The organism is Sphingomonas sp. GW821-FHT12D09, from assembly GCF_058807215.1.
Map to the genome: position 1 here is coordinate 821248 of NZ_JBXAQL010000001.1, position 22851 is coordinate 844098.

The window sequence follows — 22851 nt, forward strand, 5'->3', positions numbered from 1 at the left end:
CTATCAGCCTCATCCTTCCTCGTCATGCTGAACTTGTTTCAACATCCAACGCGTCTCCAGCGATATCGCCCGCGGAGAGTTGGACCCTGAAACAAGTTCAGGGTGACGATATTTGCGGCACCCTGTCTAAGGTGCCAGCTTCGTCACCTTCTGCCCGGCTTCGCTGGTGAACACGAAGCCAGACACGCCCGCCTTGCCCAGCGTGTTGACGAAGGCCTGGGCCTCGGCGCTGGTCTTGAACGGGCCGGTGAGCACGCGGTTGGTGGCGCGTAGCGGCGCGGTCCAGGCGCTCCTGCCCTTCATCGCGGCGGGCGCCTTGGCGACGACACCCTTCCAGGCCTTGGCGAGAGAATCCGCATTCGCGCCGCCAGCGACCTGCACCCAGATGCGCGACGGGTCGGCCTTGGCCGGATCGGGCTTCTTGGGATCGGGCTTCTTCGCCTTGGGATCGGGCTTGGCGCCCTTCCCGGCATCCTCGGCCTTCGCCTTGGGATCTGGCTTGCCAGCCTTTTTGGGGTCCTCGGCCAGAGCCTTGGCCTTGGGGTCCGGCTTCTTGGGGTCGGGCTTGGCCGCGACCGGCTCGGGCTTCGGCTTGGGCGCCGGTGCCGGCCTGGCCTCGGCGACGCGCACCGGCGCGGGCTGCGGCTCGGCGACCGGCTCCTCGGGCGGCGGCGCCGAGACGGCGGCGAGCTCGTCGGCCGGAATGGTGATGTTGCCGACGATCGACGCCAGCACCGAATCCTCCTGTCCGACCTTGACCGGCCCTGGCGGCGTCGGCTCGGGCCGCGGCACCGGCTGCACGACCGGCTCGGCCCGAGCGAGCGTGACGGCGGGAGGCGTCAAGGTTGGCGTGAACGTGGGCGTGGCACGCACCAGGGTCGGCGCCGGCGCCGGGGTGGGCGCGGCGCGCGCCGGCACTGGAGCGGCAGCGACACGTACCGGCGCAGGCGGCGGCTTGCGCTCTACCACTTCCGCCGGCTCCTCTTCACGCCTGGGCACCGGGATCGGCTGCACGATTTCCTGCGCAGGCTGCACGAAGCGCGGCGGCGGCGGCAGGTCGGCGTCGGGCGCCGGCTGGGGCGCAGGTGCGGGCTGGCGGGCGGCGGCGATGGCGGCGAGCTTGGCGTCGCGCTCGCGCTCCTTCCTGGAGCGGCGGTCCTTGCCCGCCGGCGCGGGCTGCGGCAGCGGCTGGGCGGTGGCGACCTGGACTGGCTTCGGCGCCGGTACATAGCGTGGGAGTTCGGGCGCCAGGCGCGCATCGGCAAGGCGCGCCTGGGTCGGCGAGAGCTCGCCGAAATGCACCGCAAAGGCGCGGTCGGCCGGTGCCAGGATCGCGAGCCGGCGGAAGAAGGGCGAGAGCGCCTGCCCCATCGTACCCGGCATCATCGAGGAGGCGATCTTCTCTGCGCCCGCCGTGTCGCCATTCATCGCCAGGATGAAGGCGCGGGCGCGCCACGACGCACGGTCGCTACGGCGCAGCAGCGGCTCGAGCGTGCGCATCGCGTCCTCGCGATCCCCCGAGATGCCGAGCGACAGCGCATAGCGGCGCAGTGTCTCGTCGTCGCGCTCGCCGGCGGAAAGCGCGAGCTTATAGTCGCGCTGGGCGAGCGCCGGCTGGCCGAGCAGATCATAGGCGAAGCCGCGGTCGCTGGCATATTCGCGCGGATTGACGCCGCGCGCCTCTGCTTCCTGGAACAGGCGGAGCGCCTCGCCCGGCCGCTCCAGCCGCACGAGCGCCATGCCGCGCCCCGCCGCGATGCGCGGATCGCCCGGGCTGATCGTTTCGGCACGCTGGAAAAAGGCAAGCGCGGCGGAAGTGTCGCCCAGCCGCGCGCTGGTCATCCCTGCATCGAGCAGCGTGCGCACGTCGCGCGGATCGCCGGCGAGCATGCGGATGTCGTTCGCCAGCCGGTCCGCATCGGGATTGGCCTGGGCGACGACTTCGGCCTGGGCAAAGGCAGGGGCAGTCTGGGCAGCGGCCAAAGCCAGTGCCGCGACGCCGATAAAGCGAATCCGGTTCATGTCCCCGCCAGCCTGCGCATCATTACGCTGAACCGCCAATGGACGGCGCCGGCCGGCTCGCCGAAGCGGGGCCGGCCGGCGACGAATGGCTTACTGGTTGTTCTGGCTGCGCAGGAAGCGCGGAATGTCGAGCGGATCCTTGTCCGCTTCCTCATCCGCCTTGGCAGCACCGCGCGAGGCCATCGCCATGCGCTCGAACAGCGTGCCGCCGCTCTTCTTCGCCGGCTTCTCGGCCGGGATCGACGGCGCTGCGTCCTCATCGTCGCCGCCGGTCAGCCAGCGGCGGCGCGAGGCCGGTGCGGGGGCCGGCTCGTCGATCGGCGCGGTCGGCGCCTCGGGAACCAGGCTGTCGGCACCGAGCACCAGCTCGTCCTCGTCCTTGCCGTCATCGACCCAGTTCGCCTGGATCGGCTCGGGCTGGAGCTGCGGCTCGGGCTCATAGGCTTCGGGAACGGGCGGCGAGAGCGGCTCGGGCTCATAAGCCTCGGGAACCGGCGGCGAGAGCGGCGCTTCCTCGGCAACCGGCTCAGCCGCATATTCGGGCTCCGCCGCAGCGGCCGGAGCCGGCTCGGCAGCCGTGGTGCGGCGCGGCGTGGAGAAGGAGAAGACGCGCGGTTGCTCGGCGGCGCGGGGTGCGGCCATCGGCTGCGCATCGGCATCGATGCCGGTCGCGACGACCGAGACGCGGATCTTGCCCTCGAGCTCCGGATTGAAGGCCGAACCCCAGATGATGTTCGCGTCCGGATCGACCAGTTCGCGGATATGGTTGGCAGCCTCGTCAACTTCGAGCAGGCGCATGTCCTCGCCGCCGGTGATCGAGACGATCACGCCCTTGGCGCCGTTCATGCTCACGCCGTCCAGCAGCGGATTGGCGATCGCCTTCTGCGCGGCGATGAGCGCGCGGTCGTCGCCCTCGGCCTCGCCGGTGCCCATCATCGCCTTGCCCATCTCCTGCATCACCGAACGGACGTCGGCGAAGTCGAGGTTGATGAGGCCCGGCATGACCATCAGGTCGGTGATGCCGCGCACGCCCTGCTGCAGCACCTCGTCGGCCATCTCGAACGCTTCCTTGAAGGTCGTGTTCGCATTGGCGATCAGGAAGAGGTTCTGGTTCGGGATAACGATGAGGGTGTCGACATACTTCTGAAGCTCGTCGATGCCCGCTTCGGCCGAAGTCGCACGGCGCTTGCCTTCGAAGGCGAACGGCTTGGTGACGACGCCGACGGTGAGGATGCCCATGTCACGCGCCGCCTTGGCGATGACCGGTGCCGCACCAGTGCCGGTGCCGCCGCCCATGCCGGCGGCGATGAACACCATGTGCGCGCCCTCGAGTGCCTTCTGGACGCTGTCGATCGTCTCTTCGGCCGCGGCGCGGCCGATCTCGGGACGGCTGCCGGCACCCAGGCCCTGGGTGATCTTGGCGCCGAGCTGGATGCGGTGGCCCGCGCTCGACTGCTTGAGCGCCTGCGCGTCGGTGTTGGCGACGATGAAGTCGACGCCCTGCACGTCCGCGCGTATCATGTTCGCGATGGCGTTGCCGCCCGCGCCGCCCACACCGACCACAGTGATCTTCGGGGTCAGCTCGTCCACTTCGGGCGGAAGGAAATCGATACTCATCGCCTTGTTCTCCCTGCGCCTGCGTGGCTGTCACAGGCGCGTAATTTGGCCCCGTTCTGCACGATCACCGGAGGCGACTCTAGAGGGAACGCGAAGTTACCAACGCATTTCTTCTAATAATTAGCCCGGAACGCCGCGATTAGCCGCTGGATCAGGGCTCCGGGGCTCGCCTTGGTGACCAGCTGGTGATTCGGCTCGAGCGCGCGCAGGTCGATCGGATCGGACGCCGCGAAGCGCGCCAGGCCCGCCAAAGTGGCGAAGGCCGGCCCCGCATGCGCCTCCGGAAGCGCCACCAGACCCTTGGGCCGGCCGACGCGCACCGCGCTGCCGAGGAACTGCTGGGCATAATCCGCCACGCCCTTCAGCTCGGCGCCGCCGCCGGTCAGGACGATCTGGCGGCCGGCCGGATCCTCGAACGAGAGCTTCTTCAGCTCCTTCTGGATCTCGCCCATCAGCCGCTCCAGCCGCTTGCGGATGATCGCGTTGAGCTGCGCCTTGGTGATGCGCGGGCCTTCGCTGCCGTCATCGGGGATGGCGGGCACGACGTCGATCATCTCGTGATTGTCGCGGGGCGAAAGGTTCGCCGAGCCGTGGAAGCACTTGGTGCGCTCGGCCCATGCACGCGCGGTGCCGAAGGACGAGGCGATATCGTCGGTGATGTCGGACGAGCCCATCGGGATCGAGGCGAGGCCCGACAGCACGCCCTGCGCGAACACGCTGACATTGGTGACGCCCGCGCCGATCTCGACCAGCGCGACGCCGAGCTCGCGCTCCTCGTCGGTGAGGCAGGCCAGCCCGGTAGCGACCGGCGCGGCGATGATCGAGCGGACTTCGAGATGCGCCGAGCGGACGCAGTGATCGAGGTTCCGCACCGGCGCGCCGTCGGTCGCGACGACATGGATGTCGACGCCCAGGCGCTCGGCATGCAGGCCGAGGGGACGGCGCACCCCGGCCAGGCCGTCCACCGTATAGCGGGTCGGCTGCGCGTGGAGGACCATCTTGCCCTGCGGATCGATCGCGTCACGGCCGGCCTTGAGCAGCTCATCGACATCGTTCTGCTCGATACGGTGGCCGCCGAGATCGGATTCCAGGCGGACGATGTCGGAGATCAGGCCGCCCGCGGAGAAGCTCACCCAGACGTCCTCGATGTTCTGTCCGGCGATGCGCTCCGCCTGCTCGACCGCCTCGCGGATCGCCAGCTCGGTCGCATGCATGTCGGCGACATAGCCGCGCTTGACGCCGCGGCTCTCGCGCTGGCCGGTGCCGAGCACGACCAGCGTGCCGTCATCCGCCTTCTGCGCGATCAGCGCCGAGACCTTGGACGAACCAACGTCCAAAGCCGTGATCAGACCTTCCGGTGCAGCCTTCGCCATGTGCCCCTAATACCCCAAAAACGCTTAACCGACGATTCACCTTATGAATCAGTCTTTTGCCCCGAGCGCAACTCCGGTTTTCATCATAAGCCCGTCGGCGCGGGCCCCGCGAGCGCCGCGGGCTTGCGCACCACCAGCTTCTCGGTGTCGCGCATGTCGAACCCCAGATAGCCGCGGCCGAGCAGGCGCGCCGACCCGTCCTTCTCCGCGAACTTGCGCAGCGCGTCCTTCGCTTCCTGGTCGCCCTCGGGCAACTGGAGCTTCTCGCCGGTGTCGAAGATGATGTCCCAGCGGCGATTGCCGACCCAGGTCGCGGCGCGGACGAGCGGCTTGAGCGCGGGCGCCGAGTCCATCAGGTCGCGGCGTGTCGGCTCCTGGGCATTGCCGCCGTCGCCGATCAGCAGCGGCAGGTCGGGCATCGCCTCACGCGAGACCGGCTCCAACGGCACGCCGCTGGGGTCGATCAGCATCAGCTGGCCATGGTTCTGCCAGATCGCCGCTGGCTCGCGCTCGACGATGTCGATCAGCAGCTTGTCCGGCAGGCGGCGCGAGACACGCGCGTCCTTGATCCAGGGATAGGCGAGCAGCTTGTCGCGGACATCGGCCAGATCGACCAGCGGCATCGCGCGGGCATTCTGGTCGAGCACCTGCTGGTACACGGTCATGCGGTCCATCCGCTTGAGCCCGTTGATCTGGATCGTGTCGACGCGCAGCCCCGCCTCGCCCACCGCCTGGGCCGCACCCACGCCGATCAGCTGCGGCACGCCGAACCAGGTGGCGACGGTCAGCAGGCCGACCGAGAACATCGCGACGATGCCCCAGGTCGCGATACGGGTGAGCGTCGCCTGGCTGAACGGCAGCGCGGCGAGCGCCTGGTCCATCAGGCCGGGCCCCTTCTTGCGCGCGACCTGCTTGCGCTTCGGCGCGGGCTTCGCGCCGCGCCGCGTGGCCGTCCGCTTGGCGGGTTGGCGGCTCATCCGGCAATCGCCTCGTCGACGATCCGCTGGCAGAGCTGCGGATAGGAGATGCCGAGATGCCTGGCTTGCTCGGGCACCAGGCTGAGCGGCGTCATGCCCGGCTGGGTGTTCACTTCGAGCAGGAACAGCCCTTCCACGCCCTGGCTGTCGTCCCAGCGGAAATCCGAGCGCGAGGTGCCCTTGCAGCCGAGCAGCCTGTGCGCCTCGAGCGCGATACGCTTGCAGGCGTCGGTGATCGCGTCGGGCACCTGCGCGGGATAGACATGCTCGGTCAGGCCATCGGTGTACTTGGCGTCATAATCGTAGAAGCCACTCTTGGGCTTCAATTCGGTCACGCCCAGCGCCTCGCCCGCCAGCACGGCGGTGGTCAGCTCGCGGCCACGGATGAAGGGCTCGGCGAGCAGCTCGTCGAACTCCTGCCACGGACCCTTGGCGTCGGGCGCGATCGGGTTGCCGTAATTGCCTTCCACGGTGACGATGGCGACGCCGACCGACGAGCCTTCGTTGACCGGCTTGAGCACATAGGGCCGCGGCAGCGGATCGGCCTGGTACAGCTCTTCGGTGCGCACCATGCGGCCGCCGGGCATCGGGATGCCGTGCGGCACCAGCGCCTGCTTGGTCAGCTGCTTGTCGATCGCGATCACCGAAGTGACCAGTCCGGAATGCGTGTACTTCACGCCCATCAGGTCGAGCATGCCCTGCACCGTGCCGTCCTCGCCGGGGGTGCCGTGCAGCGCGTTGAACACGACGTCGGGCTTCGTCTCGGCGATCTTCGTCGCGACGTCGCGGCCCATGTCAATGCGGGTCACCTTGTGGCCCAGGCTCTCCAGCGCGTCGGCAATGCCCGCGCCGGACATCAGCGAGACTTCACGCTCGGCCGACCAGCCCCCCATCAATACGGCAACGTGCAACGCCTTCACTTGTCCACCCCTATGCGTTCTTGCCTGCGTCGTCGGCAAGCATGCCGACACGCTGGATTTCCCATTCCAGCTCTATACCCGACTGCGCCTTCACCTTGGCGCGGACTTCCTCGCCCAGCGCTTCGATGTCGGCGGAGCTAGCATTGCCCAGATTGAGCAGGAAATTGCAGTGTTTTTCGCTGACCTGCGCATCGCCGCGGCGAAGCCCACGGCAACCCGCATCATCGACCAGCCTCCAGGCGCTATGGCCCTGCGGATTCTTGAAGGTCGAGCCGCCGGTGCGCGACCTAAGCGGTTGGGAAGCCTCACGTTCCGCAGCGATACGGTCCATCTCGGCGCCGATCACGGCCTTGTCGCCGGGGATGCCCTCGAACAGCGCCTCGACCACTACCGCCCCTTCGGGCAGCTCGGAATGGCGATAGGTGTAGCCGAGTTTGGCCGCCGGCCAGGTCTCGATCGTCCCGTTTCGAGTCACCAGCGTGACTTCGACCAGAATATCGCTGGTGTCGCGGCCATAGGCGCCCGCGTTCATCCGCACCGCACCGCCGACCGTACCTGGAATGCCGCGCAGGAACTCCAGCCCCGCAATACCGGCATCGCGCGCAGCACTCGCCACGGTGATCCCCATCGCCGCACCGCCTGCGCGTACGCGCCATGAATCTTCTTTGGTGCCGGGTTCGATCGAGACCTTGGCCATCGCCTTGGGCAGCCGCACCACCACGCCGGGCACGCCACCGTCGCGGACGATCAAGTTGGACCCTACCCCCACCGGCAGCACCGGCACCTCCGGGTCGAGCGCCGCCAGAAACGCCGCCAGCCCCTGGACGTCATCGGGCCGCACCAGCCATTCGGCCGGGCCGCCGGTGCGGAACCAGATGAAGTCGGCAAGGCTGCCCTGATGCTCGACCGAGCCGCGCAAGGGAGGAAGCGCGGTGCAGACTTGGCTCACGCCGTCGCCTCCGCCCGGGCGTCCTCGATCGCGCCGGCCAGGTTCGCAGCCCATTTCGTGATGTCGCCGGCGCCGAGGCAGATCACCATGTCCCTGGGCTGGATCACGCCGGCAAGCGCGCGCGCCAGGCTGTCCTCGCTCTCGACCGAGGCGACCGCGCGGTGCCCGCGCCGCTGGACATTCTCGACCAGCGCGTCCGAGCTCACACCGTCGAGCGGCAGTTCACCGGCCGCATAGACCGGGGTCACATAGACCATGTCGGCGTCGTTGAAGGCCTGGGCGAACTCGTCCATCAAATTCTTCAGGCGTGTGAAGCGGTGCGGCTGGACGACTGCGATCACCTTGCCCTCGGCGCTCTCGCGCGCGGCGGCGAGGACGGCGCGGATCTCGACCGGGTGGTGGCCATAATCGTCGATGATCGTGACGCCGTCCGTCTCGCCGACCTTGGTGAAGCGGCGCTTCACGCCCCCGAACTTGGCGAAGCCCTGCTGTATCGTCGCGTCGGGGATGCCCAGCTCCAGCGCCACGCCGATCGCGGCGAGCGCGTTCTGGACATTGTGGCGGCCGGGCATCGGCAGCTCGATGCCTTCGATCGAGCGCGTAGTGCCGTCGCGGTGGCGGATGATCACTTCGAAGCGGTTGCCGCCATGATGCGGCGTCACGTTGACGCCGCGCACATCGGCGCTGGCGGCAAAGCCATAGGTGACGATCCGACGGTCGCGGACGCGCGGGATGATCGCCTGCACTTCGGGATGATCGAGGCAGAGCAAGGCCGCGCCATAGAAGGGCACGTTCTCGACGAACTCGACATAGGCATCCTTCGCCCGCTCGAAAGAGCCGTAATGGTCGAGATGCTCGGGATCGATATTGGTGACGATGGCATAGGTGCCGTCGAGGCGCAGGAAGCTGCCGTCGCTCTCATCGGCCTCGACCACCATCCACTCGCTGTCGCCCAGGCGCGCGTTCGAGCCATATTGGTTGATGATGCCGCCGTTGATCACGGTGGGATCGACCCCGCCCGCATCGAGCAGTGCCGCGACCATCGACGTCGTCGTCGTCTTGCCGTGGGTGCCGGCCACCGCGATGGTCGACTTGAGGCGCATCAGCTCGGCGAGCATCTCGGCGCGGCGCACCACGGGGATGCGGCGCTGATAGGCGGCCTCGACCTCCGGATTGGTGCGCACGATCGCGGTGGAGACCACCACCACCGCGGCATCGCCGAGATTCTCGGCATCATGCCCGATCGTCACCGGAATGCCGCGGCTGCGCAGGCCCTGCACGACATAGCCTTCGGCCACGTCGGAGCCCTGCACGATATAGCCGAGATTGTGCATCACTTCGGCGATACCCGACATGCCGATGCCGCCGATACCGACGAAGTGAATGATGCCGATGTCGGTTGCGACGCCCTTCATGCGCCCAAATTCCTCATGCGAACGCTGGCCTTCCTTGCATTGCGATGCGGCGAAGCCCGCTCGGGGCCTCCGGCGCGTGAATCGATTCGACGAGATCGGCGAGGTCGCGCGTGGCGTTGGGACGGCCCACGCTGCGCGCCCGCGCCGCTGCGTTCTCCAGCCCGACCGTGTCGAGCCCGAGCTTCTGGATCTGCTTGGCGAGCTCCGCTGCGGTGAAGCCCTTCTGCGAGATCGTCCGCGCCCCGCCCGCTGCAGTGATCTCGCGTGCGTTCGACGTCTGGTGATCGTCGGTCGCTGTCGGCAGCGGCACCAGGATCGCCGGGCGGCCCGCCGCGGTCAGCTCCGCGATCGTCGAGGCACCGGCGCGCGCGATCACGATATGCGACCAGGCGAGCGTATCGGCCATGTCGGTGATGTAGGTCGAGACGTCGGCCGGAATGCCGTGGTTCTGGTACTTGGCGCGCACCGTCTCGATATCCTCGAGCCGTGCCTGGTGCGTCACCTGCAGGCGGCGGCGGAAATGGACGGGGAGCAGCGCGAGGCCATCGGGCACCACCTGGCTCAGCACGGTCGCGCCCTGGCTGCCGCCGGTGACGAGCACGCGGAAGATGCCGTCCTCCTCGAGCAGCGGATAGGGCCGGTTGCGCAGCGCCAGCACCGCCTCGCGTACCGGATTGCCGACGAGATGCGTCTTGGCTTCCCAGCCCGGCTTCAAACGGTCGACCTGGTCGTACGAGGTCGCGATCGCATCGACCCGGCCCGCGACGAAGCGGTTCACCCGGCCGAGCACGGCGTTCTGCTCGTGGATCACGGTCGGCACGCCGGCACGGAACGCGGCGAGCAGTGCCGGCAGCGCCGGATAGCCGCCGAACCCGATCACCGCCGAGGGCTGCATTTCCTTGTAGAGCCGCAACGCCATCGAGCGCCCGGCCATGATCTTGCCGGCGGCGCGGATATAGCCGAGCGGTCCGCCGCCAAGACGCCCCGCGGGGAGGACATGTGTTTCGACGCCCTCGAACAAGCCGGGGAAGCGCACGCCGCGATCGTCGCTCACCAGGGCGACGTGGTGCCCCCGCTCGGCCAGCTCCGCGGCCAGCGCGGCAGCAGGCACCATGTGCCCGCCGGTGCCGCCGGCTGCGAGGACATAGCTTCGGGACTGAGTCATGCGTTGGTGCTCCAGCGGCCGGTATAGGGCGAGCGCTTCAGATACGGGTTTCGCCGCGTGAAGGCGAGAAGCAACCCATAGCCGATCGCCAGCGCGATCATCGACGATCCGCCATAGGAAATGAAGGGGAGTGTCATGCCCTTGGACGGCGCAATGCCGGTGTTCACCGCCATGTTGATCAGCGATTGCACGCCGAACTGCGCGGCAAGCCCGGCCGCGGCGAGCAGGCGGAAGGCGTCGTCTTCGTCGAGCAGCTTCATCAGCACGCGGATCACGATGGCGAGATAGAGCGTCACGATCACCGCGCAGGCGATCAGCCCGAACTCCTCGCCGATCACCGAGAAGATATAATCGGTATGCCCCTCGGGCAGCCGGAACTTCATCTGGCCGTTGCCGGGGCCGGTGCCGAACAGTCCGCCCGCGGTCAGCGTGTCGTGCGCCATCTCCACCTGGTAGCGCTCGGCGAGCGCGGCGTCCTTGGTGGGGAACAGGAAATTGTCGATGCGGGTGCGCGCGGTGCCGTAGAAGAGATAGGCCGCGACCACGCCGGCCACCGCGGTTCCGCCCAACCCGGCGATCGCCATGGGCGAGATGCCCGAGATCATCAGCAGGATCAGCCACACGCTGCCGAACACGATCGTCTGGCCGAAGTCGGGCTGGAGCATCAGCAGTATGCCGACCAAAGCGGTCAGTCCGCCGGTGAGGAACAACACCGGCAGCTGCGGATCCTTGGCGCGGAAGCTCAGCATCCAGGCGGTGGAGACGATGAACAGGGGTTTCAGGAACTCGGAAGGCTGGAAGGCAGCGAATTCCGGACCGATCCAGCGCTTGGCGCCATTCACTTCATGGCCGATGATCGGCACGAGCGCGAGGCAGACGAGGAAGATCCCCGCCCCGATCAGCGCGAGGCGCCGTGCGAGCGTCACCGGCAGCATCGACACCGTGATCAGCACGGGCACGGAGATGCCGACCCAGACCAGCTGGCGCCAGAAATAGTGCATCGCCGGCATGATGTGGCTGGCGTCCGAATAGCGGCGCGCGGTGGCCGGCGATGCGGCGGCGACTGCGACCAGACCGATCGCGATCAGCAGCAGCGCCAGCGTGAGCAGCACCCGGTCGACTTCCCAGAACCACATGCCGGCACGCGTCTTGCTCGCGCGGCCGAGTTGTGGCTGGCCGCGGCGGCGGGCCTCGGGCACCGCTTCCTGCGGCACGGCGTCGCTCATCCCAACGCCTCCACGGCATCGCGGAAGGCCTGGCCGCGGGCCTCGTAATCCTTGAACTGGTCGAACGACGCGCAGGCCGGCGACAGCAGCACCACTTCGCCCGGCCGGGCCTGGGCGGCGGCGCTCCGCACGGCAGCGTCGAGCGTGCCGGAGCGTTCGACCGGCATCTCGCCTTCGAGCAGCTTGGCGAACATCTCGCCGGCATCGCCGATCGTGTAGGCTTTCACGACATGCGGAAAGCCGGGCCGGCAGGCGTCGAGATCGTCGGTCTTGGCCTTGCCGCCGAGGATCCAGTGGATCCTGGGGTACGCCGAGAGCGCCGGCGCGGTGGAATCCGCGTTGGTCGCCTTGCTGTCGTTGACGAACAGCACGCCGTTCCTCGTCGCCACCCGCTCCATGCGGTGCGGCAGGCCGGGGAAGCTTTCCAGCCCCTTGTCGATCGCGGCGTTGTCGATCCCCAGCGCCTCGCACGCGGCGATCGCGGCGAGTGCGTTCTGGGCGTTGTGCGGGCCTTGCAGCGCAGGCCAGCGCGACTGGTCCATGCACACGCCCGGGGCGATCTTGGTCAAATCCTCGCTGCGGCCATCCACCGCTACCTGGCGCGCGATCGCCGCCGAGGGCGCGTCGCCGATACCGATCACCGCGGCATGGCCGGGCGTCTGCATCCCGAACAGCCGCGCCTTGGACGCGGCATAGGCCTCGAACCCTGCATAGCGGTCGAGATGGTCGGGCGTGATGTTTAGCAGCACCGCGACGTCGCAGTCGAGGCTGTGGGTCAGGTCGATCTGGTAGCTCGACAATTCGAGCACATAGACGCCGCCTTCGGGCAGCGGATCCTGCCCCAGGATCGGCAGCCCAATATTGCCGCCGAGCCGCGCGGGGATGCCGGCGGTTTCGAGGATATGGTGGATCAGCGCGGTGGTGGTGGACTTGCCGTTGGTGCCGGTGATGCCGACGACGCGGTGCGCGGGCATCTCGGCCCGCGCCTCGGCGAACAGCTCGATGTCGCCGATGATGGGGACATGCGCAGTCGCCGCCTTGAGCGCGATCGGATGGGTGTTGAGCGGCACGCCCGGCGAGACGACGACGCCTGCGAAACCGGTCAGGTCGATTTCGGCGGGATCGGCAAGCTCGGCACCTTCGGCCTTGGTCCGCGCAGCCTCATTCGAGTCCCACGCGACGACCTCCGCCCCGCTCGCGACAAGCGCGCCAACCGTCGCCAGCCCCGAGCGCGCAAGCCCGAGCACCGCATAGCGTCTGCCGCGCCAGGCGCTGCTCGTGATCACCGAAGCTTGAGCGTCGCCAGCCCCGCCAGCGCCAGTACGAAGGCGATGATCCAGAAGCGGATGACGACGGTGGGCTCGGACCAGCCGAGCTGCTCGAAATGGTGGTGGATCGGCGCCATCTTGAAGACGCGCTTGCCGGTACGCTTGAAGAAGAACACCTGGATGATGACGCTCAGCGCTTCCATCACGAACAGGCCGCCGATGATGCCGAGCACCAGCTCGTGGTGCGTCGTGACGGCGATCGTGCCGAGCGCGCCGCCCAGCGCAAGGCTGCCGGTATCGCCCATGAACACCGCAGCCGGCGGCGCATTGAACCACAGGAAGGCAAGCCCCGCCCCGACCATCGCGCCGCAGAAGATCGCCAGGTCGCCCGCACCCGGCACATGCGGGATGCCCAGATAGGTCGCGTAGATCTTGTTGCCGGCCAGATAGGCGATCAGCATGAACGCCATGCTTGCGATCACCACCGGCATGGTCGCAAGCCCGTCGAGCCCATCGGTGAGATTCACCGCATTGCCGAACGCCACGATCACGAAGGCGGCGAAGGCAATGTAGAAATAGCTGATGTCCGGGTGGAAGCCGCTGAAGAAGGGCACATAGAGCTGAGTGCCGTTCTGCGAGCAGATGATCGCCGCGGCGATGCCCGCGATGGCGAACTCGCCGATCAGCCGCACCTTGCCGGAAACGCCCGCGGTCTTCTGCTTCCGCACCTTGTCGTAATCGTCGAGGAAGCCGATCATCCCGAAGCCGAAGGTGACGAACATGCAGGCCCACACATAGGGGTTGCGCAGGTCCATCCACAGCAGCAGCGACAGCATCAGACTGGTCAGGATCATCAGCCCGCCCATCGTCGGCGTGCCGCGCTTGGCAAGGTGGCTCTGCGGCCCGTCATCGCGGATCGGCTGCCCCTTGCCCTGGCGGACGCGCAGCCAGCCGATGAAGCGAGGACCGATCACCAGGCCGATCAGCAGCGCCGTCGCCACCGCACCGCCGGTGCGGAACGAGAGGTAGCGGAAGAGATTGAGGAGGCCGGGAAAGCCCAGAGTCTCCGCGATCCAGTACAACATCAGGCAGGAGCCCTTTCCGCCAACGCCGCGACAACCGACCCAAGCCGCACGCCGTTCGACCCTTTTATGAGAACCGCGTCGCCGGGCTGGAGCATGGCATCGAGCCTGCCCAGCGCAGTCACCGCGTCGGGCACATGGACGAAATCGACGCGACCCTCAAGCGCCTCTGCGAGCGGTTCCATCGCTTCGCCGACGAGAATGGCATAATCAACCCCGGCCGCTTCGATCGGACCCGACAATTCGGCATGGAACGCATCCGAATGCGCGCCCAGCTCGCGCATCTCGCCGAGCACCGCAAGCTTGCGGCCCTTTTCGTGCGCGAGCACGTCGAGCGTCGCGCGCATCGAGGCTGGATTGGCGTTGTAGCTCTCGTCGATCACCAGCGCCTCGCCATTGCCCGCCGGCACCATCAGCCGCGCGCCGCGTCCGGCGATCCCGCCCAATTCGGCGAGCGCCAGCCCGGCCAGTTCCAGATCGCCATCCACCGCATCGACCGCGGCGAGGATCGCCATCGCATTCGAAACCCAGTGCGCGCCTGGCTGCGACAGCGTGAAGCTCAGCTCGCGCTGGCCGAAGCGCGCCGTGACGAAGGTGCCGCCGGTGCGCGTGCGCATCTGTTCGACCGCACGGTAATCGGCGCCGTCCTGCAAGCCGAACGTGACGATCTTCGCCGCGTACGGCCTGGCCGCGGCGATCAGCCGCTCGCGGTGCGGGCTGTCGAAGGGCACAACTGCAGTGCCGCCCGGCTCCAGCCCCTGGAAGATCTCGCCCTTGGCGTCCGCAATGGCCTCTTCCCCCGAGAAGAAGCCCATATGCGCGGGCGCGATCGTGGTGACGATCGCAACATGCGGGCGCACGAGTTTCGTCAGCGCCGCCAGCTCGCCCGAATGGTTCATGCCCATCTCGAACACGCCGTAGCGGGCGGTGCGCGGCATCCGCGCCAGGCTGAGCGGCACGCCGGTATGGTTGTTGTAGCTCTTGACCGAGCGATGCGCCTCACCCGGCGAATTGCGATCGAGCGCGGCGAACAGCGCCTCCTTGGTCCCGGTCTTGCCGACCGAGCCGGTGACCCCGATCACCTTGCCCTGCATCCGCGCCCGCGCCGCCACGCCCAGCGCATCGAGCGCCGCGGTGGTGTCGGCGACCCGTACATGCGGATTCGGCGTCGGTTCGGAGACGATCGCGCCTGCTGCGCCCTGCGCGAAAGTCTGGTCGAGGAACTTGTGCCCGTCGGTGCTCTCGCCCTTGAGCGCCAGGAACAGGTCCCCCTGCCCCACTTCGCGGGAGTCGAAGGCGACGCCCGAAGCCTCGAAGTCCGCGGAAGCCGTGCCGCCGGTCGCCTGCGCGATCTCGTCGGAAGTCCAGAGCCTCACGCCGCGCTCTCCCGCGCCACCGCGACATCGTCGAACGGCAGCACCATGTCGCCGACGATCTGGCCCTGCTCATGACCCTTGCCGGCAATGAGGACGATATCCTCGCTCTCGGCCATGTCGATCGCCGCCTTGATCGCCTCGCGCCGCCCGCCGATCTCGATCGCACCCGGCGCGCCTTCGAGCACTTGGGCGCGGATCGCCGCGGCATCCTCGGAGCGTGGATTGTCGTCGGTGACGATCACCACATCCGCGCCGGCCGTCGCCGCCTGCCCCATCGGCGCGCGCTTGCCGGTGTCGCGGTCGCCGCCGGCGCCGAACACGATGATCAGCCTGCCCTTGGTGTGCGGCTTGAGTGCCGAGATCGCCGCCTCGAGCGCATCGGGCGTGTGGGCATAATCGACATAGACCGGCGCGCCGGCCTTGGTGATCACCGCGCGCTCCAGCCGCCCGCGCACCGGCTGCAGCCGGCCGAGGTCGCTCAACGTCTGAGAAACGTCCCCACCCGTCGCCACCACCAGCCCCGCCGCGACCAGCGCGTTGGCGGCCTGGTAGGCGCCGATCAGCGGCAGGTTGACCTTGTAGGTCGTGCCGTCATTCTCGATCGTCAGCCCCTGGCCCAGCAAGGTCGGCTCGCGATCGATCAGGCGCAGCGTGCTGCCATGCTCGCCAACGGTGACCAGCTTGTTGCCCCGCTGCCGCGCCAGATCCTCGATCCGCAGCGCGTTGGGGTCGTCGGCCCACACCACCGCCGTGCCGCCATCCAGGTCGAGCACATCGGCGAACAGCCGCATCTTGGCGTGGAAATAGGTTTCCATGTCGCCGTGATAATCGAGATGGTCGCGGCTCAGGTTGGTGAACGCCGCCGCCCGCACCGGCAGCCCTTCGGTGCGGTACTGCGAAAGCCCGTGCGACGAAGCCTCGAACGCGACATGGCTCACGCCCTCGCGCGCCAGCCCGGCGACATTGGAGAGGAAGGTCACGATATCCGGCGTGGTCAGCCCGGTCGAAACCGTGTCGTTGCCGGTGGTGACGCCAAGCGTGCCGATCGAAGCGGCATGGAAGCCGCGCATCCGCCACAGCTGGCGAGTCATCTCGACGGTGGAAGTCTTGCCGTTGGTCCCCGTGACCGCCACCGCGGTCGCCGGGAAGGGCGCGAAGAACTTCGCTGCCAGCCGGGCGAACTTCTCGCGCGGGTTGTCGTCCGCGATATGGACTGCACCCTCGACCTTCACGCCGGGCCGCGCGACGATGGCGACGGCACCCGATTTCACTGCGTCGGCAATGAAGTCCTCGCCGTTGAACCGCGCGCCTTCGAAAGCGCCGAAGATGGTGCCGGGAGCGACCTTGCGGTGGTCGATGGCAAATCCGGTGACGACGGCGCTCTCCCCGCCCCCCGTCAGCGTGCCGAGTTTCATTCGGGATCCTTCTTGTCGGCGTCCGGGCCGGCCCAGATCAACGGCAGCAGCTCGCGCTCGTCAATATCGCGATTGGCATCGGGCACCACGCCGAGCAGCGAGCCGGTTCGGCTCACCACGCGCGCCACCACCGGCGCCACCGTCCAGGCGGCGGTCGTGCGGTAGACGCCGATCGAGGGGTTGGCTTTGGGCGAATCGAGCATTGCGATCATCACATAGCGCGGCGCGTCGATCGGGAAAGCCGCCGCGAAGGTCGAAACGTTGCGACTCTTGTCGTAACCACCGCCCGCAGCCGCCTCCGCGGTGCCGGTCTTGCCGCCGATGCGGTAGCCGATCGCCTCGCCCTTGCGGCCCGTGCCCTTGAGCACGATCAGGCGGAGCAGCTGGCGCATCCGGTCGCTGGTCGCCTGCTGGAATACCCGCGTGCCCTGGGGCACATGCGCCGGATCGACCTTGCGCAGCGTCGCTGCACGCAGGATCCCGCCATTCACCAGCGCGGCATAGGCGGTGGCGAGATGCAGCGGCGTCACTGCGATGCCGTGGCCGTACGCCGTCGTCATCACCGTCAGCCGGCCCCAGCTCGCCGGCCAGAGCGGCCTGGCCGCGCCCAGCTCGATCTCGGGCTTCTTGTCGAAGCCGAGACGGCGGAAGACTTCCTGCATCTTGGCCGCGCCCAGCTCGTCGGCGATGCGCGCGGTGGCGATGTTCGAGGAATAGATCAGCGTCTCGGGGATGTTGAGCCAGCGAAACTGCTCGTCGCCCGGATCGTCATGGATCTTGAAGCGGCCTACCTGCAGCGGCACCGTCGCATCGAAGCGGCGCGACATCGATGTGATCGTGCCGGTATCGATCGCCGCCGCCACCGCGATCGGCTTGAAGGTCGATCCCAGCTCATAGACGCTCTGCGTCACGTTGTTGCGCGGCGGCGGGCCGTCGATCTGATTGGGATTGAAGGCGGGCAGCGACGTCATCGCGATCACTTCGCCAGTCTGCACGTCGAGGATCACGCCCGCGGCGCCGCGCGCCTGGAGCTGCGTCATCGCCGTACCGAGCTCATTCTCCAGCGCCGCCTGCACGCGCAGGTCGAGCGAGAGCGCCACCGGCTCGCCGCGCTTGGCAGGGTCGCTCAGCTGCGCGTCGAGCACCTGCTCCATGCCGTAACGGCCATGGCCGGTGCTATCGATATAGCCGAGCACATGGGCGGCGAGTGTGGATTGCGGGTAGAGCCGGTCGTTCTCGCGCTGGAATTCGATCGCCGGCTGGCCGAGCGCGTTCACCTGGCTGACCAGCTCGGGCATCGCGCTGCGCTTCAGATAGGCGAAGCCGGTGCCCGACTTGAGGATCGCATAATAGCGCTCGGCGCTCTGTTCGGGCATCAGCGCGGCGAGTTGCTTGGCCAGTTCGGCCTTGTCCCCGATCACCTGGTTCGGGTGGATCGCGATCGTCCAGGCGTCGATCGAGCGGGCCAGCGGGGCTCCTCTGCGATCGGTGATATCGCCGCGCGGTGGCACCAAAGTCGTTGCGATGTCGCGCGCCGTCGCCGGCTCGGCCCAGATCGCGAGGAAGGCTAGCTTGCCGACCACCAGCAGCATGCCGAACCCGAACAGGATCGACAGGATCATCAGCCGTATCTGGGCAGTGGCGACAAGCGCCTGCCGGGCGTCGCCCGTACGGCCCTTGCGGGCCGGCGGGGCGACGACGACGATCAACGGAGTGCCAGCTTCTCGCGCTGGGCAAGCTTCTTCAGGTCGTCGATAGTGGAGGTGCTGAGCACGCCCTTGTCCACCATCGCCACGCGCTTGTCAGCCTTTTGCATGAGGTCGTGAAGCTCCCTGTCCTGCTGCGCCACGCTCTTGCCCGAAACCGGCGTCGCCGCTGCCGGGGCCGCCTGCACCGGCTGGGCCGATGCCGTCGCCACCGCTGCGGCAGGCTGAGCCACCGGCGCGCCGGTCGGAACGATCAGCGAAGCGTTCTGGAGTTGCGCAGGCTGGTCGAGGCTGGCCAGCGCCGTCTCGCCGCTAAGATACTGGCCGGGCGCCGGCGCGGCAAGCGCCAGCACGTCGCCGTTCCAGCGCTCGATCTGGGCGAGGTTGGCGCGCGTCTGGAACTCGGTTTCCAGGCTGCGGATATCCTTCTGCGCCTGCAGGATCGCGCCCTTCATCGCGTTGAGCCGGGTCTGCTCGGACGCGCCGTGCGAATTCACCATGTAGCATGCCGGTGCGACCACGACGCCGCACAGGAACCACCCCAATCCCTTGAAGCTCTGGGCCAACATCTCACGCTACTCCTTCACTGGACCACGGCGCCGCTGCAGTCCGCCGCGCGACGCGCAGCGTGGCCGAGCGGGCACGCGGATTACGGGAAACCTCTTCGTCGCCCGGCTTCACGGCCTTGGCGGGAGGTTCGAAACTGGGTTCGGCGCGCGGGCCGACTGCCGGGCGATGGCGCGAACCGGCGGGCTCGCTGCCGCTACGCTCGCGCAGGAAGCGCTTCACCAGGCGATCCTCCAGGCTGTGGAAGGTCACCACGGCGAGGCGGCCGCCGGGCTTGAGCACGCGCTCGGCCGCGGCCAGGCCTTCCGCCAGCTCGTCGAGCTCGCGGTTGATGAAGATGCGCACCGCCTGGAAGGTCCGGGTCGACGGGTCCTTCTTGTCGTGCGGCTTGTAGCCCAGCGCCTTGCGGACGACGTTGGCCAGGTCCGTGGTGGTGACCAGCGGGCGCGCGCGGACGATCGCGCTGGCGACGCGGCGCGAGCGCGGCTCCTCGCCATATTGGTAGAGGATGTCGGCGATCTCGCTCTCATCCGCTTCGTTCAGCCATTCGGCCGCGGTCATCCCCTCGCCGGCCATCCGCATGTCGAGCGGCCCTTCCTGCTGGAAGGAGAAGCCGCGCTCGGCCTGGTCGAGCTGCATCGACGAGACGCCGATATCCATCGTCACGCCGTCGACCGGCACCAGGCCGCGGGCCTCGAGCTCGCTTTCCAGCTGGCTGAACGGCGCCTCGATCAGGATCAGGCGGCCATCGGCCTGGGTGACGAGAGTTTGGCCGCCTTCGATCGCACGGGGGTCGCGATCGAAGGCGGCCACCTCGGCACCCCGCTCGAGGATGGCGCTGGTGTAGCCGCCGGCGCCGAACGTGCAGTCGACATGGCGCTCGCCGGGCACAGGGGCGAGGCCGTCGATCACTTCGGTCAGCAGCACGGGGATATGGGGTTCGGCCAGAGTGCCGGGACGCGAGCTCACAGCGTGACTCCCCTGGCCTGGCACAGATATTCGCAGATCTCGCGCAGCGTGGGGTCTGCCTGCGGATCGCTCATCAGGCGCTCGGGCGCCCAGATGTCGAAGGTCTCGCCGCTGCCATAGAACAGCGCCCATTTCTGGATGCCGGCCTTCATGCGGAAGAAGGGCGGGATCACGAAGCGGCCGGAATCGTCATAGGGGGCCTTTTCGACCTGGCCGAAGGCGCGGCGCTTGGCGCGGTAATCCACCTCCTCGCCACGGTCGGCGTCGAGCTGCTCGCGGCGGTCGATACGGTCGTATTTTTCCTTGGACCAGCTCAGGTCGTGCGCGGAGAGGCATGGGTCGAACGGGTGAAGACCCACGACGATCTGGCGGATGTCGGAATTGCGCTCGGCGGCAGCGCGCAAGTCAGCGGGGATGGCGACGCGGCCCTTCTGGTCCACCGCCTGGAGCGCAAATCCCTCGAAGAGCTCCCTGTCCGCCACGCCAAAAACCCCAATGGGCACAGCTTTCCCGCCTCCGGAATCGACCCCCACGGCCGCGCCGGCGTTTCAAATGACGATGGAAAGGGTGTGCCCCCTCTTAAGCATCTCGTTTTACCAACAAGTGCCCAGGGATACAACGGGAGAATTGGGGATGGAGCGGGAATTTGCCCCACTCAGCACTATTTTTGGGAGATATTCTAGCTTGAATCGTGTTTTGTTCGCATTTGTTCTCTTCTCCGGCTCCGTAGTTCCCGCAATCGCTACGGGGTTTTCCTGAAAGTGGGGGCAAATCCCCGGCGACCCCGGAAACGCCCAAGTGGCGCAATTTCCCTGGTTTTCTTGCGAGGCATGTAGCAGAGGCGGTTCGGGCCCGACAGGTGCAGGACTGCGAAAAAACGCAGAAATCCGGCGAGTCGCCGCGAAAGCGGTGCGCTGTTAACCAGGCCCGTTAGGAGTTCAAGGCTTTCCGGGCGCCGATTTCGAATAGTTGTGGATGGAATAGCCCCGGCTCGCCCATCCCTTTGACGATTCAATCCGGATTGGCGTCGTGGGGCGAAACCCCACGCCTGGAGCCCTGCTTACTGCGCGCGCTGCTGGGCCTGTTGCCGCCGCGCGATCTCCGCGGCATCGACCTTTTCGGTCGAGGTGGTGCTCGGCGCCGCGCCCAGTTCCGCGAGCGGCTCTTCCTTGGTCTTCTCGCCCAGCGTGTTGCCGACCCCGGTGATATTGGCGACGACGCTGGTATTGGCCCCGCCGATCGCCGAGATTCCGACGTCGTTCGAACGCCAGGCGACGACCGCGCTGGCAAGCACGATCAGCACCGTCACGACGGCGAGCCCGGTCAGACCAACGTAGACCCGTTGCATCGTCTGGGCGGTATCAGGCGATCCCACACTCATATCTGTTGCATAAATGTAACGCCGAACCGCCCCGCTGTCGAGACGTGTCGTTCAACCGCGCGCAAGCCACGCGGGAACGGGCAGGCCCTTCGCGCTAAGCCACTGCGCATTGTAGAGCGTTGAAAGGTAACGGAAACCCGTGTCGCACAGGATCGTGGCGATGCGCTTGCCCGGGCCCAGCTCCCTCGCCAGCCGCACGGCGCCGGCAACATTGATGCCCGAGGACAGGCCGAGGCACAGCCCCTCCTCCTTGAGCAGCCGCTCGACCCATTCGAGGCCTTCCTCGTCGGAGATGCGGAACTGCGCGTCGATCGGCGCGCCCTCGAGATTGCCGGTGATCCGCCCCTGGCCGATGCCCTCGGCCACCGAGCTGCCCTCGGCCTTCAATTCCCCGCACTCATACCAGCTGTAGAGCGCAGCGCCGTGCGGATCGCTCAGCGCGATGCACACCTTCTCGTCCTTGGCCTTCAGCCCCATGCCGACCCCGGCGATCGTGCCGCCGGTGCCCGCCGAGCAGGTGAAGCCGTCGATCCGCCCGTCCATCTGCGCCCAGATCTCTTCGGCGGTGCCGTGGATATGCGCCTTTCGGTTGGCGATATTGTCGAACTGGTTGGCCCAGATCGCGTTCGGTGTCTCCTCGGCGATCCGCCTGGAGGTGTGGACGAAATGGCCGGGGTTCGAATAGGGCGCCGCCGGCACCAGGACCAGTTCGGCGCCCAATGCGCGCAGCGTGTCCATCTTCTCGCGGCTCTGCGTCTCGGGCATGACGATGATCGTCTTGTAGCCCTTGGCATTGGCGACCAGCGCCAGCCCGATCCCGGTATTGCCCGCCGTGCCCTCGACGATCGTCCCGCCCGGCTGGATGGCCCCGCGCTCCTCGGCGTCGTTGACGATGTAGAGCGCCGCCCGGTCCTTCACCGAGGCGCCAGGGTTGGCGAACTCGCACTTGCCGTAGATTTCGCAGCCGGTGGCCTCGCTAGGGCCCTTCAGGCGCACCAGCGGCGTGTTGCCGATCAGTGCCAGCGTATCGGATGTGGAATGCATGGCCGCTAGATGGAGTGCTTTCCCGCGCGGGGCAAGCAAGCGCTGGCAGGGGCGCGCCAAGCCGGGCTTTCCACCTTTACGAAATGCTTATGCAGGCTCCCGAAATCCCTCTCGAAGCTTAATGGCCCCGCGCCCTATCTCCCGCTCCTGTTCAACCGGGAGTGCATATGGATCAGCGTTGCGAACATGTCCTGCGCGTCGGCCAGGATCGTGACGGCCATTGGGTCGTGCAGGAGGAGGACGGCCTGCTCGAAGGCCTGTTCCGCTCCCGGGATGCGGCGATCCGCTTCGCCCTTTCCGAATGTCGTGCCTTTCCCGGATCGCGGATGGTCCTTGCCACTGCGCCGCTCACTTCCATTCTCTGTCACTGAAGGACCCG

20 protein-coding genes are annotated in these 22851 nt (G+C 67.8%); 1 reads left to right on the forward strand and 19 read right to left on the reverse strand.

From position 1 onward, the window contains the following. Positions 1-126 precede the first annotated feature (126 nt). The 19 genes from AC1RPL_RS03890 to AC1RPL_RS03980 all read right to left on the reverse strand — a co-directional run bounded on the left by AC1RPL_RS03890 (position 127) and on the right by AC1RPL_RS03980 (position 22472). The gene (locus AC1RPL_RS03890; protein WP_493067937.1) at positions 127-2022 is read right to left on the reverse strand and encodes a tetratricopeptide repeat protein; all 1896 of its coding nucleotides are present in this window, start codon (positions 2020-2022) and stop codon (positions 127-129) included. Positions 2023-2112: 90 nt separating this feature from the next. Further along, complete coding sequence (gene ftsZ / locus AC1RPL_RS03895; protein WP_493067938.1) at positions 2113-3639, reverse strand: cell division protein FtsZ; 1527 nt, start codon at positions 3637-3639, stop codon at positions 2113-2115. A 113-nt stretch (positions 3640-3752) separates the two neighbouring features. Beyond that, a complete protein-coding gene (gene ftsA, locus AC1RPL_RS03900; protein ID WP_493067939.1) occupies positions 3753-5012 on the reverse strand; it encodes a cell division protein FtsA in 1260 nt (419 codons plus the stop codon). 83 nt (positions 5013-5095) lie between these two features. Further along, positions 5096-5989: a cell division protein FtsQ/DivIB gene (locus tag AC1RPL_RS03905; RefSeq protein ID WP_493067940.1), complete on the reverse strand. Its 894-nt coding sequence runs from the start codon at positions 5987-5989 to the stop codon at positions 5096-5098. After that, positions 5986-6909: a D-alanine--D-alanine ligase gene (locus AC1RPL_RS03910; protein ID WP_493067941.1), complete on the reverse strand. Its 924-nt coding sequence runs from the start codon at positions 6907-6909 to the stop codon at positions 5986-5988. Before AC1RPL_RS03910 ends, AC1RPL_RS03905 begins: the two co-directional genes overlap by 4 nt. Before the next feature lie 10 nt (positions 6910-6919). Continuing rightward, positions 6920-7858, reverse strand: coding sequence for a UDP-N-acetylmuramate dehydrogenase (gene murB / locus AC1RPL_RS03915; protein ID WP_493067942.1), 939 nt, complete (start codon positions 7856-7858; stop codon positions 6920-6922). Continuing rightward, entirely contained in the window at positions 7855-9273 is a 1419-nt protein-coding gene (murC, locus tag AC1RPL_RS03920; RefSeq protein WP_493067943.1) for a UDP-N-acetylmuramate--L-alanine ligase, read from the reverse strand. The genes murB and murC overlap by 4 nt, the downstream gene beginning before the upstream one ends. Positions 9274-9286: 13 nt before the next feature. After that, on the reverse strand, positions 9287-10438 hold the full coding sequence (gene murG, locus AC1RPL_RS03925) for an undecaprenyldiphospho-muramoylpentapeptide beta-N-acetylglucosaminyltransferase (protein WP_493067944.1): 1152 nt from the start codon (positions 10436-10438) through the stop codon (positions 9287-9289). Then, the gene (locus AC1RPL_RS03930; RefSeq protein ID WP_493067945.1) at positions 10435-11664 is read right to left on the reverse strand and encodes an FtsW/RodA/SpoVE family cell cycle protein; all 1230 of its coding nucleotides are present in this window, start codon (positions 11662-11664) and stop codon (positions 10435-10437) included. Before AC1RPL_RS03930 ends, murG begins: the two co-directional genes overlap by 4 nt. Further along, positions 11661-12950: a UDP-N-acetylmuramoyl-L-alanine--D-glutamate ligase gene (gene murD, locus AC1RPL_RS03935; RefSeq protein ID WP_493067946.1), complete on the reverse strand. Its 1290-nt coding sequence runs from the start codon at positions 12948-12950 to the stop codon at positions 11661-11663. Before murD ends, AC1RPL_RS03930 begins: the two co-directional genes overlap by 4 nt. Then, complete coding sequence (gene mraY, locus AC1RPL_RS03940; protein ID WP_493067947.1) at positions 12947-14017, reverse strand: phospho-N-acetylmuramoyl-pentapeptide-transferase; 1071 nt, start codon at positions 14015-14017, stop codon at positions 12947-12949. The genes murD and mraY overlap by 4 nt, the downstream gene beginning before the upstream one ends. Next, on the reverse strand, positions 14017-15390 hold the full coding sequence (locus AC1RPL_RS03945; RefSeq protein ID WP_493067948.1) for a UDP-N-acetylmuramoyl-tripeptide--D-alanyl-D-alanine ligase: 1374 nt from the start codon (positions 15388-15390) through the stop codon (positions 14017-14019). The genes mraY and AC1RPL_RS03945 overlap by 1 nt, the downstream gene beginning before the upstream one ends. Next, positions 15387-16805: a UDP-N-acetylmuramoyl-L-alanyl-D-glutamate--2,6-diaminopimelate ligase gene (locus tag AC1RPL_RS03950; protein WP_493067949.1), complete on the reverse strand. Its 1419-nt coding sequence runs from the start codon at positions 16803-16805 to the stop codon at positions 15387-15389. Before AC1RPL_RS03950 ends, AC1RPL_RS03945 begins: the two co-directional genes overlap by 4 nt. After that, positions 16802-18514: a peptidoglycan D,D-transpeptidase FtsI family protein gene (locus AC1RPL_RS03955; RefSeq protein ID WP_493067950.1), complete on the reverse strand. Its 1713-nt coding sequence runs from the start codon at positions 18512-18514 to the stop codon at positions 16802-16804. Before AC1RPL_RS03955 ends, AC1RPL_RS03950 begins: the two co-directional genes overlap by 4 nt. After that, the gene (locus AC1RPL_RS03960) at positions 18511-19080 is read right to left on the reverse strand and encodes a hypothetical protein (protein ID WP_493067951.1); all 570 of its coding nucleotides are present in this window, start codon (positions 19078-19080) and stop codon (positions 18511-18513) included. Before AC1RPL_RS03960 ends, AC1RPL_RS03955 begins: the two co-directional genes overlap by 4 nt. A 1-nt stretch (position 19081) precedes the next feature. Next, on the reverse strand, positions 19082-20047 hold the full coding sequence (rsmH, locus tag AC1RPL_RS03965) for a 16S rRNA (cytosine(1402)-N(4))-methyltransferase RsmH (protein ID WP_493067952.1): 966 nt from the start codon (positions 20045-20047) through the stop codon (positions 19082-19084). After that, a complete protein-coding gene (locus AC1RPL_RS03970) occupies positions 20044-20529 on the reverse strand; it encodes a division/cell wall cluster transcriptional repressor MraZ (RefSeq protein ID WP_493067953.1) in 486 nt (161 codons plus the stop codon). The genes rsmH and AC1RPL_RS03970 overlap by 4 nt, the downstream gene beginning before the upstream one ends. A gap of 578 nt (positions 20530-21107) precedes the next feature. Further along, positions 21108-21395 (reverse strand): hypothetical protein, encoded by a 288-nt coding sequence (locus AC1RPL_RS03975; protein WP_493067954.1) that lies wholly within the window; start codon positions 21393-21395, stop codon positions 21108-21110. Between the two features lie 84 nt (positions 21396-21479). Then, positions 21480-22472 (reverse strand): cysteine synthase A, encoded by a 993-nt coding sequence (locus tag AC1RPL_RS03980; protein ID WP_493067955.1) that lies wholly within the window; start codon positions 22470-22472, stop codon positions 21480-21482. Between the two features lie 167 nt (positions 22473-22639). On the opposite strand from AC1RPL_RS03980, the gene AC1RPL_RS03985 reads away from it, so the two are divergent. Then, the gene (locus AC1RPL_RS03985) at positions 22640-22843 is read left to right on the forward strand and encodes a hypothetical protein (protein ID WP_493067956.1); all 204 of its coding nucleotides are present in this window, start codon (positions 22640-22642) and stop codon (positions 22841-22843) included. Positions 22844-22851 lie beyond the last annotated feature (8 nt).

Excerpts from the sequence above, each read along its gene's own strand:
- murG (WP_493067944.1), bottom strand. The coding sequence starts at position 10,438 with ATGACTCAGTCCCGAAGCTATGTCCTCGCAGCCGGCGGCACCGGCGGG.
- AC1RPL_RS03950 (WP_493067949.1), bottom strand. The coding sequence starts at position 16,805 with ATGAAACTCGGCACGCTGACGGGGGGCGGGGAGAGCGCCGTCGTCACC.
- AC1RPL_RS03905 (WP_493067940.1), bottom strand. The coding sequence starts at position 5,989 with ATGAGCCGCCAACCCGCCAAGCGGACGGCCACGCGGCGCGGCGCGAAG.
- AC1RPL_RS03975 (WP_493067954.1), bottom strand. The coding sequence starts at position 21,395 with ATGCAACGGGTCTACGTTGGTCTGACCGGGCTCGCCGTCGTGACGGTG.
- AC1RPL_RS03930 (WP_493067945.1), bottom strand. The coding sequence starts at position 11,664 with ATGAGCGACGCCGTGCCGCAGGAAGCGGTGCCCGAGGCCCGCCGCCGC.
- mraY (WP_493067947.1), bottom strand. The coding sequence starts at position 14,017 with ATGTTGTACTGGATCGCGGAGACTCTGGGCTTTCCCGGCCTCCTCAAT.
- AC1RPL_RS03985 (WP_493067956.1), top strand. The coding sequence starts at position 22,640 with ATGGATCAGCGTTGCGAACATGTCCTGCGCGTCGGCCAGGATCGTGAC.
- ftsA (WP_493067939.1), bottom strand. The coding sequence starts at position 5,012 with ATGGCGAAGGCTGCACCGGAAGGTCTGATCACGGCTTTGGACGTTGGT.
- murC (WP_493067943.1), bottom strand. The coding sequence starts at position 9,273 with ATGAAGGGCGTCGCAACCGACATCGGCATCATTCACTTCGTCGGTATC.
- AC1RPL_RS03980 (WP_493067955.1), bottom strand. The coding sequence starts at position 22,472 with ATGCATTCCACATCCGATACGCTGGCACTGATCGGCAACACGCCGCTG.
- AC1RPL_RS03890 (WP_493067937.1), bottom strand. The coding sequence starts at position 2,022 with ATGAACCGGATTCGCTTTATCGGCGTCGCGGCACTGGCTTTGGCCGCT.
- AC1RPL_RS03960 (WP_493067951.1), bottom strand. The coding sequence starts at position 19,080 with ATGTTGGCCCAGAGCTTCAAGGGATTGGGGTGGTTCCTGTGCGGCGTC.
- ftsZ (WP_493067938.1), bottom strand. The coding sequence starts at position 3,639 with ATGAGTATCGATTTCCTTCCGCCCGAAGTGGACGAGCTGACCCCGAAG.